Here is a 16,409-nt window from a genome sequence, read left to right as displayed (position 1 = left end):
AAGGCCAGGTCACGGGCTATGTGACCTGGCCTTTGCCGGAGCCGCTTTCGGGATTCGAACCCGAGACCTACGCATTACGAGTGCGTTGCTCTGGCCATCTGAGCTAAAGCGGCGCGTTGCCTGCACCTAGGGTGCGATCGGCAACGTCGGTAAGTCTACACAGTTTCCGGGGTGCTTCGTACCGGCCCCGGGGCGGGGGCGCCGGGGCCGGGGCGGGGGGTCAGGAGCAGCGTTTGCCGGGGGGTGGCGGGGTGCCGTGGAGGAGGTAGGTGCCGATCGCGGAGTCGACGCAGTTGCTGCCGCGCAGGAACGCGGTGTGACCGTCGCCGTCGTAGGTCAGCAGGTGGCCGGAGGTCAGCTGGTGGGCCAGGGACTGGGCCCAGCGGTAGGGGGTGGCGGGGTCGCGGACGGTGCCGACGACCACGATCGGGGCCGCGCCCCGTGCCGTGATGCGGTGCGGTTCGCCCGTGGCCCGCACCGGCCAGTACGCGCAGTTCAGCGAGGACCAGGCCAGCCCCTCGCTGAAGACCGGGGACGCCTTCTCGAACGCGGTCCGCGCCTGCTCCACCTGGCGGGGGCCGGTGAAGGCGGGCGGCAGGTCCAGGCAGTTCACGGCGTTGTTGGCCATCATCAGGTTGCTGTAGTGGCCGTCCGCGTCCCGCTCGTAGTAGCTGTCCGAGAGGGCGAGCAGGGCCGCGCCGTCGCCCTTCGTCGCCGAGGTCAGCGCCGCGCGCAGCCGGGACCAGGCGCCCTCGTCGTACATCGCCGCGATCACGCCGGTGGTGGCCAGCGCCTCGCCCAGCTTCCGGCCGTCGCGGTCGCCCGCCGGGACGGGATGGCCGTCCAGCTTGCGGAAGAAGCTCCTGAGGTGGTCGGCGGCCTGCCGCGGGGTCGTACCGCTGCCCCCGAGCGGGCAGTCCGCGCGGCGCACGCAGTCCTCGGTGAAGGCCTGGAACGCCGTCTCGAAACCCCGGGCCTGCTCCAGGTTCACCGTGCGGGAGTCCAGGGAGGGGTCAAGGGCGCCGTCCAGGACCACGCGGCCCACCCGGCTCGGGAAGAGGCCGGCGTAGGTCGCGCCGAGGAAGGTGCCGTACGACGCCCCCACGTAGTTCAGCTTCGCGTCGCCCAGCGCCGCGCGGAGGACGTCCATGTCCCGGGCCACCTCGACGGTGGAGACATGCCGCAGCAGCCGCGCCGAGTGCGCCCCGCAGGCCCGGGCGAACTTCTCGTCGGCCGCGACCGCCGCGTCCTCCTCCGCCCGGTCGTCGGGAGTGACGTCGGTCTGCGTGTACGTGTCCATCTGGCGGTCGCCGAGGCACTCGACGGGCTCGCTGCGGGCGACGCCGCGCGGGTCCATCGCGACCATGTCGTACCGGGCGCGGACCTCGGCGGGGTAGCCGAGACCGGCATACTGCTGCAGGTAGTCCACCGCCGAGCCGCCCGGACCGCCCGGGTTGACCAGCAGCGAGCCGAGCGGCCGGGCGCTGCCGGTCGCGGCCTTGCGGGTCACCGCGAGCCGTACGTCGCCCGCGCCCGGCCGGGCGTAGTCCAGCGGGGCCTTCATCGTGGCGCACTGGAACCCGGGGGCGCCGCAGTCGCGCCACTGGAGCCGCTGCGTGTAGTACGGCGTGAGCGCGGCCGGGATCGCGCGCGGCAGCGGGGCCAGGACGGGGGCGGCCGCCGCGTCGGGCCGCGTCGACGCCGCCGAGGACGGCCTGATCGAGCTGCTGCCCGGCGAGCACGCGGACACGAGGAGGGCCGCGGTCATCAGGGCGGCGGCGGTGAGCCGGGCCGTGGTCCGGGGGCGGGCCGCGGGACGCCCGCCGCGGGGCCGGAAGGGGGAGGACCTGGTCTGCATCCCGCGAGAGTAACGCTGGGCGACGCGGCGGACGCGAGGAGTTCGGATTGTCGCCCCGTACGGGGGACGGGGCGTCGGGAACGGCATCCGGAACGGCACCGTCAGCCCGCCCGCAACGCCATCGTCATCGCCTCCACCGCCAGCAGCGGCGCCACATTGCGGTCCAGGGCCTCGCGGCACGCGGCGACCGCCTCGATGCGGCGCAGGGTGGACTCCGGGGAACTGCCGCGGGCCAGCCGGTCCAGCGCCTCCTGCGCGTCCGCGTTGGCGATCGCCACGCGCGAGCCGAGCTGGAGGGCGAGGACGTCGCGGTAGAAGGTGGTGAGGTCGCCGAGGGCCACGTCCAGGCTGTCGCGCTGGGTACGGGTCCTGCGGCGCTTCTGCATGTCCTCCAGGTCCTTCATCACGCCCGCCGTGCCGCGCGGCAGCCGACCGCCCTGGGCCGCGCCGAGCGCCGCCTTCAGCTCCTCGGCCTCCTTGCCGTCCATCTCCTCGGCGAGCTGCTTGGCGTCCTCGGCGGCGGCGTCGACCAGTTCCTGGGCGGCCTTGAGGCAGGCGCCGACCTCGTCCAGGCGCAGCGGGAGCCTGAGGACGGCGGCGCGGCGCTCACGGGCCGCCGGGTCCGTGGCCAGGCGGCGGGCGCGGTCCACGTGTCCCTGGGTGGCGCGGGCGGCGGCGGCCGCGGCCTGCGGTTCGACGCCGTCGCGTCGTACGAGCATGTCGGCGACCGCGTCCACCGAGGGCGTGCGCAGGTTCAGATGGCGGCAGCGGGAGCGGATGGTCGGCAGCACGTCCTCGATGGAGGGGGCGCACAGCAGCCAGACCGTGCGGGGGGCGGGCTCCTCGACGGCCTTGAGCACGGCGTTCGCCGACTTCTCGTTTAACCGCTCGGCGTCCTCGACCAGGATGATCTGCCAGCGCCCGTTGGCCGGCGCGGTGAACGACTTGCGGACCGTGTCCCGCATGTCCCTCACCAGGATCTCCGCGCCGACCGCGGCGACCGTGGAGACGTCCGCGTGGGTGCCGAGCAGCGCGGTGTGGCAGCCGTCGCAGAAGCCGCAGCCGGGCGCGCCGCCGAGGGCGCGGTCGGGGCTGACGCACTGGAGGGCGGCGGCGAAGGACCGGGCCGCCTGGTTGCGGCCCGCGCCGGGCGGGCCGGTGAACAGCCACGCGTGCGTCATCCGGGACGTCTCCGGCAGCGGCTCGTCGGCCGCGGCGGCGGTGACCAGGGCGTCGGCGTCCCGGGCGGCGGCGTCCAGCACCGCGCTCACCTTCTCCTGCCCGACGAGGTCGTCCCACACGCTCACGGGTCACGCCGCCCTTCCGTCACACTCCGCGCTCCGACCTCCATTGTGCGGGTGGGCTCTGACAACGCCGACCACGAGGACGCCCGCCGACGGCACCGCCGACACGGAGCGGCGCCCGCCCCCTGCTCCACGCGGGGCACGAGCGCCGCTCCGTACGGACCCGGGGTCAGCCCCGGCGGCCCCGCCGGGGTCCGTCCTCCTCGTCGTACGAGCCCAGCAGCTCGTCCGCCAGCGACGGCAGGTCGTCCAGCGGGGTCTCCTCGGCCCAGTCGGGGCGGGGCCGGCGACGGGTGCCGTCGGTGCCGGGCCGGGGCATCTCGCGGGTGCGGTCCTCGGAGCCGTCGGGGCCCGCGGTCCGCTCGTCGCGGAAGAAGCCGCGCGGCATCCGGTCCGCCGGGGCCTCGTCGCGCACGGGCGGCAGGACGGCCGTCTCGTCCGCGCCCACCTGGGGCAGTACGGCGGTCTCGTCGGCGGCGCCGGCGGGCACCTGCGGCAGCACGGCCGTCTCGTCCGCGGCACCGGGAACGGCCGGCGGCTGCGGCAGTTCGGCGGTCGTCTCGGCCTCGGAGACCGAGTCGCGGGCCTCGCTGCCGAACGCCTCGTCCTGGTCCGGGGAGAGGACCGGGGTGGGCACCGTCTCCTCCGTGCCCGCTCCCGGCGACACCACCGGGGTGGCCACCGTGGCCGCGTCCGCGGTCACGCCCGGGGCCTTCGGCTGGGGGGTGCCGGGCCTGCGGGCCGCCAGGTCGGCGGCCGCGGCCGCCTCCGCGGCCCGACGGCGGGCCTCCTCGGCGCGGAGCAGCGCGTCCTCCGCCCTGCGCTGCGCCTCCAGGCGCCGGGCCTCCTCCTCGGCACGCTCCTTGGCCTGCCGGGCCTCCTCCTCGGCGCGGAGCCGGGCCTGCCGGGCCTCCTCCTCCGCGCGCAGCCGGGCCTCTTCCTCGGCCTGCTTGCGGCGGCGCTCCTCCTCGGCCTTGCGGCGCGCCTCCGCCTCGGCGCGGGCCTTCTCCTCGGCGAGCAGCCGCTGCCGCTCCTCCTCGGCGCGCCGGGCCGCCTCGGCCGCCCGCTGCCGGGCCTCCTCCGCCTGCCGCTCGGCCTCGCGGCGCTGCGCCTCCTCCAGCTCGCGGCGCTTGCGCTCCTCCTCCTCGGCCCGCAGCCGGGCCAGCTCCTCCTGGCGCTCGCGCTCCAGGCGCTCCTCCTCGGCCTTGCGCGCGGCCTCTTCCTCGGCCTTGCGGCGGGCCTCCTCCTCGGCCTTCCTGCGCGCCTCCTCCCTGGCCTCGATCTCGGCCTGGGACAGCGGCAGCACGGTGTCGAGGCGGTGCCGGATCACGGTGGTGACGGCCTCGGGCTCCTGCCCGGCGTCGACCACCAGGTAGCGGCCGGGGTCGGAGGCGGCCAGGGTGAGGAAACCGGCGCGCACGCGCGCGTGGAACTCGGCGGGCTCCGACTCCAGCCGGTCCGGCGCCTCGGTGAACCGCTCGCGGGCGGCCTCGGGGGAGACGTCGAGCAGCACGGTGAGGTGCGGTACGAGGCCGTCGGTCGCCCAGCGGTTGATGCGGGCGATCTCGGTCGGGGACAGGTCGCGGCCCGCGCCCTGGTAGGCGACGGAGGAGTCGATGTAGCGGTCGGAGATCACCACCGCGCCGCGCTCCAGGGCGGGGCGCACGACGGTGTCGACGTGCTCGGCGCGGTCGGCGGCGTACAGCAGTGCCTCCGCGCGGTGGGACAGGCCCGCCGAGGACACGTCCAGCAGGATCGAGCGCAGCCGCTTGCCCACGGGGGTGGCCCCCGGCTCGCGGGTGAGCACGACCTCGTGGCCCTTGGCGCGGATCCACTCGGCGAGGGCCTCGGCCTGGGTGGACTTGCCGGCGCCGTCGCCGCCCTCCAGGGCGATGAAGAAGCCGCTCGCGGTCTGCGTCTCGACGGGGTCTTCGCCCCCGAGCAGCGCGTCCTTGAGATCCTTGCGCAGCGGGATGCCGGAACGGTCGTCGACCTTGGCGAGCACGAGCGCGGCCACCGGCAGCAGCAGCGCGCCGACCAGCATCAGCGTGAACGAGGCGCCGCCGTGCGCGAACACGAACCGGCCGTTCTCCAGCCGGTGCCGTCCGATCAGCCCGGCGACCACCGGGGCGATCACCGCGCCGAGAACTATCAAGACGCGGACGACGGCCTGGAGGTGCTCGGTGACGCGCGCCCTGCGGTAGTCCTCGGTCTCCTGGTCGAGCAGGGCGTGCCCGGTGTTGGCCGCGATGCCCGCGCCGAGACCGGCCAGGGTGACGATCAGCAGCACCGTGGTGACGTCCGGGACCAGCCCGGCGGCCAGCAGCGCGACGCCGGTGAAGGCGATCGCCAGGGCCAGCAGCCGGCGACGGGACAGCGAGGGCAGCAGCGCGGGTGCCGTGCGGATGCCGACGGCGACGCCGCCGGTCAGGCCGAGCACCAGCAGGCCGTACAGCACCGGGCCGCCGCCCAGGTCGGTGGCGTGCAGCACGCACACGGAGACGGCGGCCGCGATGGCGCCGGCCACGGCGGCGCAGGCGAGGACGAGCAGCGGGATCGCGCCCGTGCGCCCCTTGTCGACACCGGCGCCGGTGCGCGGGCGGCGCAGGCCCTCCAGCGGGGACCGCGCGCGCGGGGTGCGCGTGCCGGGCAGCTCCAGGAAGGTCAGTAGGGAGAGGGAGGCGGCGAACAGGCCCGCCGCGACGTACGACGCGAGGGCCGCGTGGTGCTGGTCGAACCACGGCACGCCGGTGCCCAGCAGGTTGTTGAGCAGGCCGGCGACGACCAGGGCGGCGGCGGCCAGCGGTACGGCGAGGAAGCCGGTGCGCAGCGCGAGACGGCGCAGGGCGTCCATGTGGTCGGGCAGCGGCCGCACGGTCGCGCCCTCCGGCGGCGGGGCGGGCAGCAGGGCCGGGGCAGCGCCCTCGCGGCACACCGTCCACAGCCGCTCGGCGACGCCGGTGACGAAGGCGGTGACCAGCAGCACGGCCGGGGCGTTCGCCGGGGACCAGTCGATCCACAAGGGGGCGATGATCAGCAGCACGGCACGCAGGCCGTCGGCGCCGACCATGGTCCAGCGGCGGTCGAGCGGGCCCTCCTGGGCGGTGAGCGTGGTCAGCGGGCCGAGCAGGACCGCGCCGAAGAGCAGCGCGGCGAGGCCCCGGGCCGCGAAGACCGTCGCGACCGCGAACGCGACGCCCCGGTAGCCGCCGCCGAACGAGCCCTGGGTGATCGCCGCCTGGAGGACGAGGAGGACCAGGACGAGGAGGGCGAGGATGTCGCCGACACCGCTGACCAGCTGCGCGCTCCACAGGCGCCGCAACTGCGGTCGGCGCAGCAGGGAGCGTACGGCGCGTTCGCGGGAGTCCGCGACCAGGGCGTCGTCCGGTTCTGGAGTGTGGGCCGTTGGGTGCTCGGCTCGCGTCATGCGTTCAGCCTATCCGCAGCCACGGACACCACACCTCGCACTCCTGGCATGCGCACGCCCCGACACCAAAGTGATGCCGGGGCGTGTACGGGGCGAAACGAGACGCGTGGGTTCTCGGTCCCCGCGCCGGAGGACGCTCAGTCCTCCGCGCCGGAAGCCGTCGACCTCGTCGCCGTCGTCTTCTTGGCGGCGGTCTTCTTCGCCGCCGTCTTCTTCGCGGCGGTCTTCTTCGCCGGGGCCGTCTTCTTGGCCGCCGCCTTCTTCGCGGTCTTCTTGGCCGGGCCCTTCGCGCGCTTCTCGGCGAGGAGCTCGAAGCCGCGCTCCGGGGTGATCGTCTCGACGCTGTCGCCGGAGCGCAGGGTCGCGTTGGTCTCGCCGTCGGTGACGTACGGCCCGAAGCGGCCGTCCTTGACCACGACCGGCTTCTTGGACACCGGGTCCTCGCCCAGTTCCTTCAGCGGCGGCTTGGCCGCGGCCCGCCCACGCTGCTTCGGCTGGGCGTAGATCGCCAGCGCCTCCTCCAGCGTGATCGTGAAGAGCTGGTCCTCGGTCTGGAGCGAGCGCGAGTCCGTGCCCTTCTTGAGGTACGGGCCGTAGCGGCCGTTCTGGGCGGTGATCTCCTGGCCCTCGGCGTCGGCGCCGACGACGCGCGGCAGCGACATCAGCTTCAGGGCGTCGTCCAGCGTCACCGTGTCCAGCGACATGGACTTGAAGAGGGAGGCGGTACGCGGCTTCACCGCGTTCTTGCCGGTCTTCGGGGTGCCCTCGGGGAGCACCTCGGTGACGTAGGGGCCGTAGCGGCCCTTCTTGGCGACGATCGCGTGGCCGGTGGCCGGGTCGGTGCCCAGCTCGATCTCGCCGCTGGGCTCGGCCAGCAGCTTCTCGGCCAGCTCGACGGTCAGCTCGTCCGGCGCCAGGTCGTCCGGGATGTCGGCGCGCTGGTGCTGCTCGGTGTCCTTCTCGCCGCGCTCGATGTACGGCCCGTAGCGGCCGACCCGCAGCACGATGCCGTTGCCCACCGGGAACGAGGACACCTCGCGGGCGTCGATCGCGCCCAGGTCGGTGACCAGTTCCTTGAGGCCGCCGAGGTGGTCGCCGTCGCCGTTGCCCGCGTCGGCCGCTGCGCCGCTGATGGTGCCCTCGCCGAAGTAGAAGCGCTTCAGCCACGGCACGGCCTGGGCCTCGCCGCGGGCGATCCGGTCGAGGTCGTCCTCCATCTTGGCGGTGAAGTCGTAGTCGACCAGCCGGCCGAAGTGCTTCTCCAGAAGGTTCACGACGGCGAAGGACAGGAAGGACGGCACGAGGGCCGTGCCCTTCTTGAAGACATAACCGCGGTCGAGGATCGTGCCGATGATCGACGCGTAGGTCGACGGGCGGCCGATCTCGCGCTCTTCCAGCTCCTTGACCAGGGATGCCTCGGTGTAGCGCGCCGGGGGCTTGGTGGCGTGGCCGTCGACCGTGATCTCGTCGGCGGACAGCGCGTCGCCCTCGGCGACCTGCGGCAGCCGGCGCTCGCGGTCGTCCAGCTCGGCGTTCGGGTCGTCGGCGCCCTCGACGTAGGCCTTGAGGAAGCCGTGGAAGGTGATCGTCTTGCCGGAGGCGCTGAACTCCACGTCCCGGCCGTCGGCGGCGGTGCCGCCGATCCTGACGGTCACGCTGTTGCCGGTCGCGTCCTTCATCTGGGAGGCGACGGTCCGCTTCCAGATCAGCTCGTACAGCTTGAACTGGTCGCCGGTCAGGCCGGTCTCCGCGGGCGTGCGGAAACGATCACCCGAGGGCCGGATCGCCTCGTGCGCCTCCTGCGCGTTCTTCACCTTCACCGCGTACGTGCGCGGCTGCGGGGGCAGGTAGTCGGCGCCGTACAGCTGCGTGACCTGGGCGCGGGCGGCCGCGACGGCGGTCTCGCTCAGCGTCGTGGAGTCCGTACGCATGTACGTGATGTAGCCGTTCTCGTACAGCTTCTGGGCGACCTGCATGGTCGCCTTCGCGCCGAAACCGAGCTTGCGGCTGGCCTCCTGCTGGAGCGTCGTCGTACGGAACGGCGCGTACGGCGAGCGGCGGTACGGCTTGGACTCCACCGAGCGCACGGAGAAGCGGGTGTTCTCCAGGGCGGCGGCGAGCGCGCGGGCGGTCGCCTCGTCCAGGTGGAGGGTGTTCGCGGTCTTCGGCTGCCCCAGGGAGTCGAAGTCACGGCCCTGCGCCACACGCCGTCCGTCGACGGTCTGCAGGCGCGCGACCAGCGACGACGGGTCGGACGGGTCGCCCGCGCGGCCGGTCCCGAAGGTGCCGGTGAGGTCCCAGTACTCGGCGGAGCGGAAGGCGATGCGCTCGCGTTCCCGCTCGACCACGAGCCGGGTCGCGACGGACTGGACACGGCCGGCCGACAGCCGGGGCATGACCTTCTTCCACAGCACCGGGGAGACCTCGTAGCCGTAGAGGCGGTCGAGGATGCGGCGGGTCTCCTGGGCGTCGACCAGCTTCTGGTTGAGCTGGCGCGGGTTGGCGACGGCCTCGCGGATCGCGTCCTTGGTGATCTCGTGGAAGACCATCCGCTTGACCGGGATCTTCGGCTTCAGGACCTCCTGGAGGTGCCAGGCGATGGCCTCGCCCTCCCGGTCCTCGTCGGTGGCCAGGAAGAGTTCGTCGGAGTCCTTCAGCAGGTCCTTGAGCTTCTTGACCTGAGCCTTCTTGTCCGCGTTGACCACGTAGACCGGCTGGAAGTCGTGCTCGACGTCCACGCCGAGGCGGCGCACCTCGCCGGTGTACTTCTCGGGCACCTCGGCGGCGCCGTTGGGAAGGTCGCGGATGTGCCCGACGCTCGCTTCGACTACGTAGCCGGGGCCGAGGTAGCCCTTGATCGTCTTCGCCTTGGCAGGCGACTCGACGATGACGAGTCGGCGGCCGCCCTGTGCGGTCTCGCTGGTCGGGGACAACTTCGCTCTTCTCTCCGGTCGACGCTGTGGCCTCCCCAGGCCTTGGTCCCGGGGTCGCAACGTACTGCTGGCACGTGTGACGCTGCGGAGTGTGACGGTACATCCCGCCCCCGTGTCAAACGGGAAAAGCCCACAACGGCCACTCGAACGGTAACCCGACTACCGGTATTCCTGCCGCCCGGAGTCCCGGGTACCCCGTCCGGGCCTGTCCGGAGCGTGATGCTCCTCTTACTCTCCCCACCCGCCCGGGAAGGGACGCCCGCCGACGTCAGAGGCGGGTGAGGCAGTAGCCGCCGACGGCCAGCGCGAGCGTTCCGGCCACGCTCGCGACCGTGGCCGATGCGACCCGGTTCACACCGTGGGCCACCGGCTCACCGCGCCGCAGCCGGATCCCGGTCCACACCAGGAGGACGCCTCCGAACAGGGCGAACACCACCCCCGTGAAGATCGCCGGCCCGCGCTCCATCGTTCCCCACCCCTTCCGGCTCCGTCCCGCGGGGGAGAGTGACACGCACGGGCGACGGACGGGCGACATCGGGGTGAACGGGAGACCGGCGGGGCGGGGGCCGGACCGGGCGAGGGGCGCGGAGGGGTGCGTCTTCGCCACGGGAGCCGTATTTTTCCGGCCGTTCTGCGATCGGCGGGCCACGCGGGTGTGCCGAAGGCATACGCCGGCCTGTTTCGTCGGCCCTGCGCCGGGGCGGGCCGGGCGGCGCCGCGAGGCGGGGGGTACGCCGGGGCGTCCGGGGCGGGAAACGCCGGTGGTACGTCGCAGGCATACGGCCGGGGCGTCCGGGGCGGGAAACGCCGGTGGTACGTCGCAGGCATACGGCCGGGGCGTCCGGGGCGGGAGACGCCGGTGGCGTGTCGCAGGCATACGCCCGGGGCCTGCGAGGCAGAAGACGCCAGGGCTTGCCGGGCGGGAGACGCCGGTGGTACGTCGCAGGCAAACGCCGGAGGCGTGGCGCGGCGGCGGCACGAGACGGCCCGCCGCGCACGCGGGCCGCTGCCACCGCCGCGTGCCGCGGCGCGGGCCCGCCGCGGCACGCGGGAGACGGTCCCCCTGCGGCACGCGGGACACGGCGCGGGCCCGCCGCCGCGCGCGGGAGACGCCGCAGGCACCTTCCGCGCGCGGGCGTCTCAGCCCACCGGCTCCAGGAAGCCCTGCTCCACGAGCAGCCGGATCTGGGCGGGGGTCTGGGCGCGCAGCCGTACCGAGTCCTCGCCCATCAGCTGGGCGATGGCGTCCAGGATGCGGCCCGCGCTGAGCGTGCCGTCGCACACGCCCGCGAACCCGGCGCCCACCGTGTCCACCTTGGTCGCGCGGCGCATGCCGCGGTGCTGTCGCAGGACGACGTGCTCCGGGTCCTCGGCGCCGGGCAGCCCGACCTGTTCCTGCACCACCTCGCCGACCAGCCGGAAGTGATGGGCGAGCAGCGCCGCGTCGTCGTGCTCGCGCAGGTAGTCGAGGCGTTCGAAGTGCGCCCGGATGGTGTCCCCGAGGGGCTGTTCGACGGGATGCGGCCACTCCTCCAGCGTGATGGAGGGCTCGGCCGCACCGGTCCTGCGCAGGGTGATCCAGCCGAAGCCGACCGCCTTGACCTTGCGCGCCTCGAACTCGTCGAGCCAGGCGTCGTAGCGCGCCTGGTAGTCCGCCGGGTCCCCGCGGTGGTCCCCGGCGTCCCGCAGCCACAGCTCGGCGTACTGCGTGACGTCCTGCACCTCGCGCTGCACGATCCAGGCATCGCACCCGCGCGGCACCCACGACCTGAGTCTGTCCTGCCAGTCCTCCCCCGCCACGTGCTGCCAGTTGGCGAGGAACTGCGCGAATCCGCCCTCGTTCAGCCGTTCTCCCGCCTGCTGGACGAGCGAGCGGCACAGATCGTCCCCGCCCATGCCGCCGTCGCGGTAGGTGAGCCGGGCGCCGGGGGAGATGACGAAGGGCGGGTTGGAGACGATGAGGTCGAACTTCTCGTCGTCGCGCACCGGTTCGAACAGGGAGCCCTCGCGCAGCTCGGCGGCGGGCGCGCCGGACAGAGCGAGCGTGAGCGCCGTGATGTGCAGCGCGCGCGGGTTGAGATCGGTCGCCGTCACGCGCGTGGCGTGCCGGGAGGCGTGCAGCGCCTGGATGCCGGAGCCGGTGCCGAGGTCGAGGGCCGCGGCGACGGGGGTGCGCACGGTGATGCCGGCGAGGGTGGTGGAGGCGCCGCCGACGCCGAGGACGACGCCCTCGGCTTGCTGTCCGATGCCTCCCGCGCCGCCGACCGCGCAGCCCAGGTCGGACACGATGAACCAGTCCTCGCCGCCGGGCCCGCCGTACGGCCGCACGTCCACGGTGGCGGCCAGCTCGTCGCCGCCCACCCGCATGAGCCACCCGGCCTCGACGGCCTCCTCGACGGGGAGCACGGCGGCCACGCGCGCGTGCGCCACGGGCTGCTGCAACAGGAAGAGCCGTACGAGGGTCTCCAGCGGCGTGTCGCCACGGGTCGCCCTCAGCGCGGGCACGGTCTCGCTGCGGGCCAGCGCCGCGTACGCGGGCGCGCCGAGCAGTTCGAGCAGCCCGTCGGCGGTGAAGGAGGCGGCCAGCAGCGCGTCCCGCAGCCGCGCGGCGGCCTCGGGACGGTCGGCGGCGGGCAGGGGGGCGAGTCCGGAGTCAGTCACGGTCCCATTGTGTCCCGTGTGTCCCGGGCGGGCCCGGGGGGACGGCCGGGCCCGGGGGGACGGCCGGGCCGCCGTCCCCCGCGCGCTCGTGCGCCGGTCAGCCCGCCGTGGAGGCCGCGGACGCCGACGACGACGCCGAGGAGGCGACCTTCTTGCAGCTCGGCTGCTGGGCGATGGCGTCCTGCACCTCGCCCTGCTGGAGGTTCTTCAGGGACTCCGTGCCGCTCTGGTGCTTCTTCTCCAGCTCGGTCATCTGCTGGGCGACGTCGTGCAGCCCGGAGGCGAACTTCGCCTGGTCCTTGGTGTTCAGCTGGTCGACCTGCTTCTTCAGGTCGCCGTAGGAGGCCGCGAGGCTGTTGAAGCTCTTCACGACATCGCCGAGCCGCTTGGCGCCGCCGGAGACCCCGGGGGGCGCGCCGGCCTCGTTGACGGCCGTGGCGATCGCCTTGTAGCCGTCGGCCATGTCCTGGAAGGCCTTGGAGTCGGTCTTCTGCAGCGTCTCGGGCTTGGCGGTGTCGGCGGCCGTCGTGGAGATCGCCGCGTTCGCCGCCTTGATCTTCGCGTCCTGCGCGGGCACGGCGTCGCACACCGACTTGGCCCAGGCGACCAGCTTGGGGTCGGGCCCCTTGGGGGCGCTGTTGCTGCTGCATCCCGACAGCGCCACCACCAGTACCGCACCGCCGGACAGCGCGGCCGCGAGCTTCTTGTTCACCGGATTGGTCCCTTCCATGGCTCTCGGGCCCCGGACCCTACACGGCGGACGCACACCCTCCGCACACCGATCGCCCCCTAGGTACCTTTTATTACTTTTTGCGCGAGAGAAGGCTCACGACTGCGCCGTTTCCGCGCACACGAACGGGCGGGCGGCACGTCTTGCGCACGCGCCGCCCGCCCGCTCTCCGCGCAGGCCGTCTCCCGGAACCTACGAAACCACCGCCGCGTCGGCCGAGTTGGCGACCCGTTCGGCGCTCTCGTCGTCGCCGACGGCGATGCCGCGCCGCTTGGAGATGTACACGGCCGTGCCGATGACCAGCAGCGCGAGGATCGCGACCCCGATCCGCACACCGAGGTTCTTGTCGTTGCCGTAGGAGAACTTGATCACCGCGGGCGCGATGAGCAGCGAGACCAGGTTCATGACCTTGAGCAGCGGGTTGATCGCCGGACCCGCGGTGTCCTTGAAGGGGTCCCCGACCGTGTCGCCGATCACCGTGGCCGCGTGCGCCTCGCTGCCCTTGCCGCCGTGGTGGCCGTCCTCCACCAGCTTCTTGGCGTTGTCCCAGGCGCCGCCGGAGTTGGCGAGGAAGACCGCCATCAGTGTGCCCGCGCCGATCGCGCCGGCCAGGTAGGAGCCGAGCGAGCCGACGCCGAGCGTGAACCCGACGAAGATCGGCGCCATCACCGCGAGCAGACCGGGCGTGGCCAGCTCCCGCAGGGCGTCCTTGGTGCAGATGTCGACGACCTTGCCGTACTCGGGCTTCTCCGTGAAGTCCATGATCCCGGGCTTCTCGCGGAACTGCCGCCGCACCTCGAACACCACCGAACCCGCCGACCGCGACACGGCGTTGATGGCGAGTCCGGAGAAGAGGAACACGACCGCGGCGCCCGCGATGAGGCCGACCAGGTTGTTGGGCTGCGAGATGTCCAGGGACAGGCTCAGCGGCGCGCCGGGCCCGGTGAGCCTCTCCCCGACGTCCTGCACATTGGTGGTGATCGCGTCGCGGTACGACCCGAAGAGCGCCGACGCCGCGAGCACGGCGGTGGCGATGGCGATGCCCTTGGTGATCGCCTTGGTGGTGTTGCCGACCGCGTCCAGGTTGGTGAGCACCTGCGCGCCCGCCCCCTCGACGTCGCCGGACATCTCGGCGATGCCCTGCGCGTTGTCGGAGACCGGCCCGAAGGTGTCCATGGCGACGATCACGCCGACCGTGGTCAGCAGGCCGGTGCCGGCCAGCGCGACGGCGAACAGCGCGAGCATGATCGACGTACCGCCGAGCAGGAACGCGCCGTACACGCCGAGCCCGATGAGCAGCGCGGTGTAGACGGCGGACTCCAGACCGACCGAGATGCCGGACAGGACGACGGTGGCGGGACCGGTGAGGGAGGTCTTGCCGATGTCGCGGACCGGGCGCCGGTTGGTCTCGGTGAAGTAGCCGGTCAGCTGCTGGATGACGGCGGCGAGCAGGATGCCGATGGCCACCGCGACCAGGGCGAGGATCCGCGGATCGCCGTCCTTGCCCTTGATCGCCGTGTCCGTCACGCCGGAGAGGCCGGCGTAGCTTGACGGCAGGTAGACGAAGACCGCGACGGCGACCAGCGCGAGGGAGATCACCGCGGAGACGAAGAAGCCGCGGTTGATCGCGGTCATGCCGCTGCGGTCGGAGCGCCGGGGGGCGACCGCGAAGATGCCGATCATCGCGGTGATCACGCCGATGGCGGGCACCAGAAGCGGGAAGGCGAGCCCGGAGTCGCCGAAGGCGGCCTTGCCGAGGATCAGCGCGGCCACCAGGGTGACGGCGTACGACTCGAAGAGGTCGGCCGCCATGCCCGCGCAGTCGCCGACGTTGTCGCCCACGTTGTCGGCGATGGTGGCGGCATTGCGCGGGTCGTCCTCCGGAATGCCCTGCTCGACCTTGCCGACCAGGTCGGCGCCGACGTCGGCGGCCTTGGTGAAGATGCCGCCGCCGACACGCATGAACATCGCGATCAGGGCCGCGCCGAGGCCGAAGCCCTCGAGGACCTTCGGCGCGTCGGCGGCGTAGACCAGCACCACACAGGAGGCGCCCAGCAGGCCGAGGCCCACCGTGAACATGCCGACCACACCGCCCGTGCGAAATGCGATCTTCATCGCGGTGTGCGAGACGGCCGTCAGATCCTTTTCGGGTTCGCCCTCGCCCGGGGTCGCCTCCCGGGCCGCGGCGGCGACCCGCACATTGCTCCGTACCGCGAGCCACATGCCGATATAGCCGGTGGCGGCCGAGAACACCGCACCGATCAGGAAGAACACCGAACGCCCGGCCCGCTGATTCCAGTCGTCCGCGGGAAGCAGCAGAAGCAGGAAGAAGACGACGACGGCGAATACGCCGAGCGTGCGCAGCTGCCGTGCGAGATACGCCTTGGCGCCTTCCTGGACCGCTTCGGCGATCTTCTTCATGGTGTCGGTGCCCTCGCCGGCGGCGAGTACCTGGCGCACCAGGATCCCCGCGACCACCAGCGCGGCGAGGGCTACGGCCGCGATGACGGCCACGATGACCCGGTTGCCGTTGGTGAGCACCGCGGCTGCGAGGTATGTGGGGTGGTCCAACTCAGAGGGGTAAGAAAGCCCCGCCATTCGTCCTCCTTGACGCTTGGGCTGAGCTCAAGATGTGGACGGATTGTAGGTACCCCCGAGTGATGTCAAAAGAGCACCGTAAACAGAATTGGCCCGCACGCTCCGATGAGCAACCCCAAAAGAGGTAACGCCTCAAAAGCATTGACGGACACCGGCGGTCCCATTGAATCTTGATCGAATGATACGGCTATTGATCGTGAATTCCTTCACGAATTCCGGGGACGTCTTCCGGGGCATCGGAAACGATCTGCCCGAAACACGATCAGGGCCCTGCTCGGCAGGGCCCTGATCGTGTGTTCGTGTTCTTCGGGAGACGGCCTCGGCCGACGGGCGCGGCGTCAGCCGACGGTGACGGCCTGGGAGGTGGCGGGCCAGGTCATGCGGATCAGGCCGCCGTTCTCCCCGGTGGTGACCTCGACGTCGTCCACGAGACCGCTGATGACCGCGAGGCCCATCTCGTCCTCCTCGGCCTCCACGTCCGCGTCCGCGGCGGCGCCGCCCCGGGACACCCGCTCGGCGGGGACCGCGTGCGGGGCCTCGTCGCCGACCTCGATGGAGAACTGCTTCTCCTCCTCGATCAGCGCCACCTTCACGGGCGCGTCGATGCCGCTGGTCTGGTGGAGCCCCACGGCACGGGAGCACGCCTCGCCGACGGCGAGGCGCACCTCGTCCAGGACCGCCTCGTCCACTCCGGCTCTGCGCGCCACCGCGGCCGCCACCAGCCTGGCGGTCCGGACGTGCTCCGGCAGCGCGCTGAAGCGGAGTTCGACGGTGGCCATGCATCCCCCTCGCGACTACGGGAACTGCGATCGGGCGGACTCGCCGGGCCCGCCCCTCATGAACTTCGATACCCGGATCCACCCGGGCACACCCGGCACGTACCCCTACGACGTCGGGG

Annotated in this window: 9 protein-coding genes and 1 tRNA gene; all 10 read right to left on the bottom strand. The window is 73.0% G+C overall.

Features of this window, described 5'->3' with window-relative positions:
* Window positions 1-39: 39 nt before the first annotated feature.
* Window positions 40-113: transfer RNA gene (locus QSK45_RS33555), tRNA-Thr, on the bottom strand.
* 107 nt (window positions 114-220) lie between these two features.
* Window positions 221-1,858 (bottom strand): alpha/beta hydrolase, encoded by a 1,638-nt coding sequence (locus QSK45_RS33550; protein WP_490993654.1) that lies wholly within the window; start codon window positions 1,856-1,858, stop codon window positions 221-223.
* A gap of 101 nt (window positions 1,859-1,959) precedes the next feature.
* Window positions 1,960-3,165 carry a DNA polymerase III subunit delta' gene (locus tag QSK45_RS33545; protein ID WP_285562688.1) on the bottom strand — a complete coding sequence of 402 codons (1,206 nt, stop codon included), beginning with the start codon at window positions 3,163-3,165 and terminating at the stop codon, window positions 1,960-1,962.
* Between the two features lie 166 nt (window positions 3,166-3,331).
* Window positions 3,332-6,589 carry a dTMP kinase gene (gene tmk, locus QSK45_RS33540; RefSeq protein WP_285562687.1) on the bottom strand — a complete coding sequence of 1,086 codons (3,258 nt, stop codon included), beginning with the start codon at window positions 6,587-6,589 and terminating at the stop codon, window positions 3,332-3,334.
* A 137-nt stretch (window positions 6,590-6,726) separates the two neighbouring features.
* Complete coding sequence (gene topA, locus QSK45_RS33535) at window positions 6,727-9,522, bottom strand: type I DNA topoisomerase (RefSeq protein WP_285562686.1); 2,796 nt, start codon at window positions 9,520-9,522, stop codon at window positions 6,727-6,729.
* A 268-nt stretch (window positions 9,523-9,790) separates the two neighbouring features.
* Entirely contained in the window at window positions 9,791-9,988 is a 198-nt protein-coding gene (locus tag QSK45_RS33530; RefSeq protein ID WP_285562685.1) for a hypothetical protein, read from the bottom strand.
* Between the two features lie 674 nt (window positions 9,989-10,662).
* Window positions 10,663-12,183 carry a N5-glutamine methyltransferase family protein gene (locus QSK45_RS33525; protein ID WP_285562684.1) on the bottom strand — a complete coding sequence of 507 codons (1,521 nt, stop codon included), beginning with the start codon at window positions 12,181-12,183 and terminating at the stop codon, window positions 10,663-10,665.
* A gap of 97 nt (window positions 12,184-12,280) precedes the next feature.
* Complete coding sequence (locus QSK45_RS33520; RefSeq protein ID WP_285562683.1) at window positions 12,281-12,913, bottom strand: small secreted protein; 633 nt, start codon at window positions 12,911-12,913, stop codon at window positions 12,281-12,283.
* A gap of 192 nt (window positions 12,914-13,105) precedes the next feature.
* On the bottom strand, window positions 13,106-15,511 hold the full coding sequence (locus tag QSK45_RS33515) for a sodium-translocating pyrophosphatase (RefSeq protein ID WP_285562682.1): 2,406 nt from the start codon (window positions 15,509-15,511) through the stop codon (window positions 13,106-13,108).
* A 338-nt stretch (window positions 15,512-15,849) separates the two neighbouring features.
* Complete coding sequence (locus QSK45_RS33510; protein WP_285562681.1) at window positions 15,850-16,290, bottom strand: ATP-binding protein; 441 nt, start codon at window positions 16,288-16,290, stop codon at window positions 15,850-15,852.
* Window positions 16,291-16,409: the final 119 nt, after the last annotated feature.

Origin of the sequence: Streptomyces hygroscopicus subsp. hygroscopicus, from assembly GCF_030269125.1 — a bacterium.
GTDB classification, from domain to species: Bacteria; Actinomycetota; Actinomycetes; order Streptomycetales; family Streptomycetaceae; genus Streptomyces; species Streptomyces hygroscopicus_C.
This window is presented reverse-complemented; position numbering and strand designations above follow the sequence as displayed.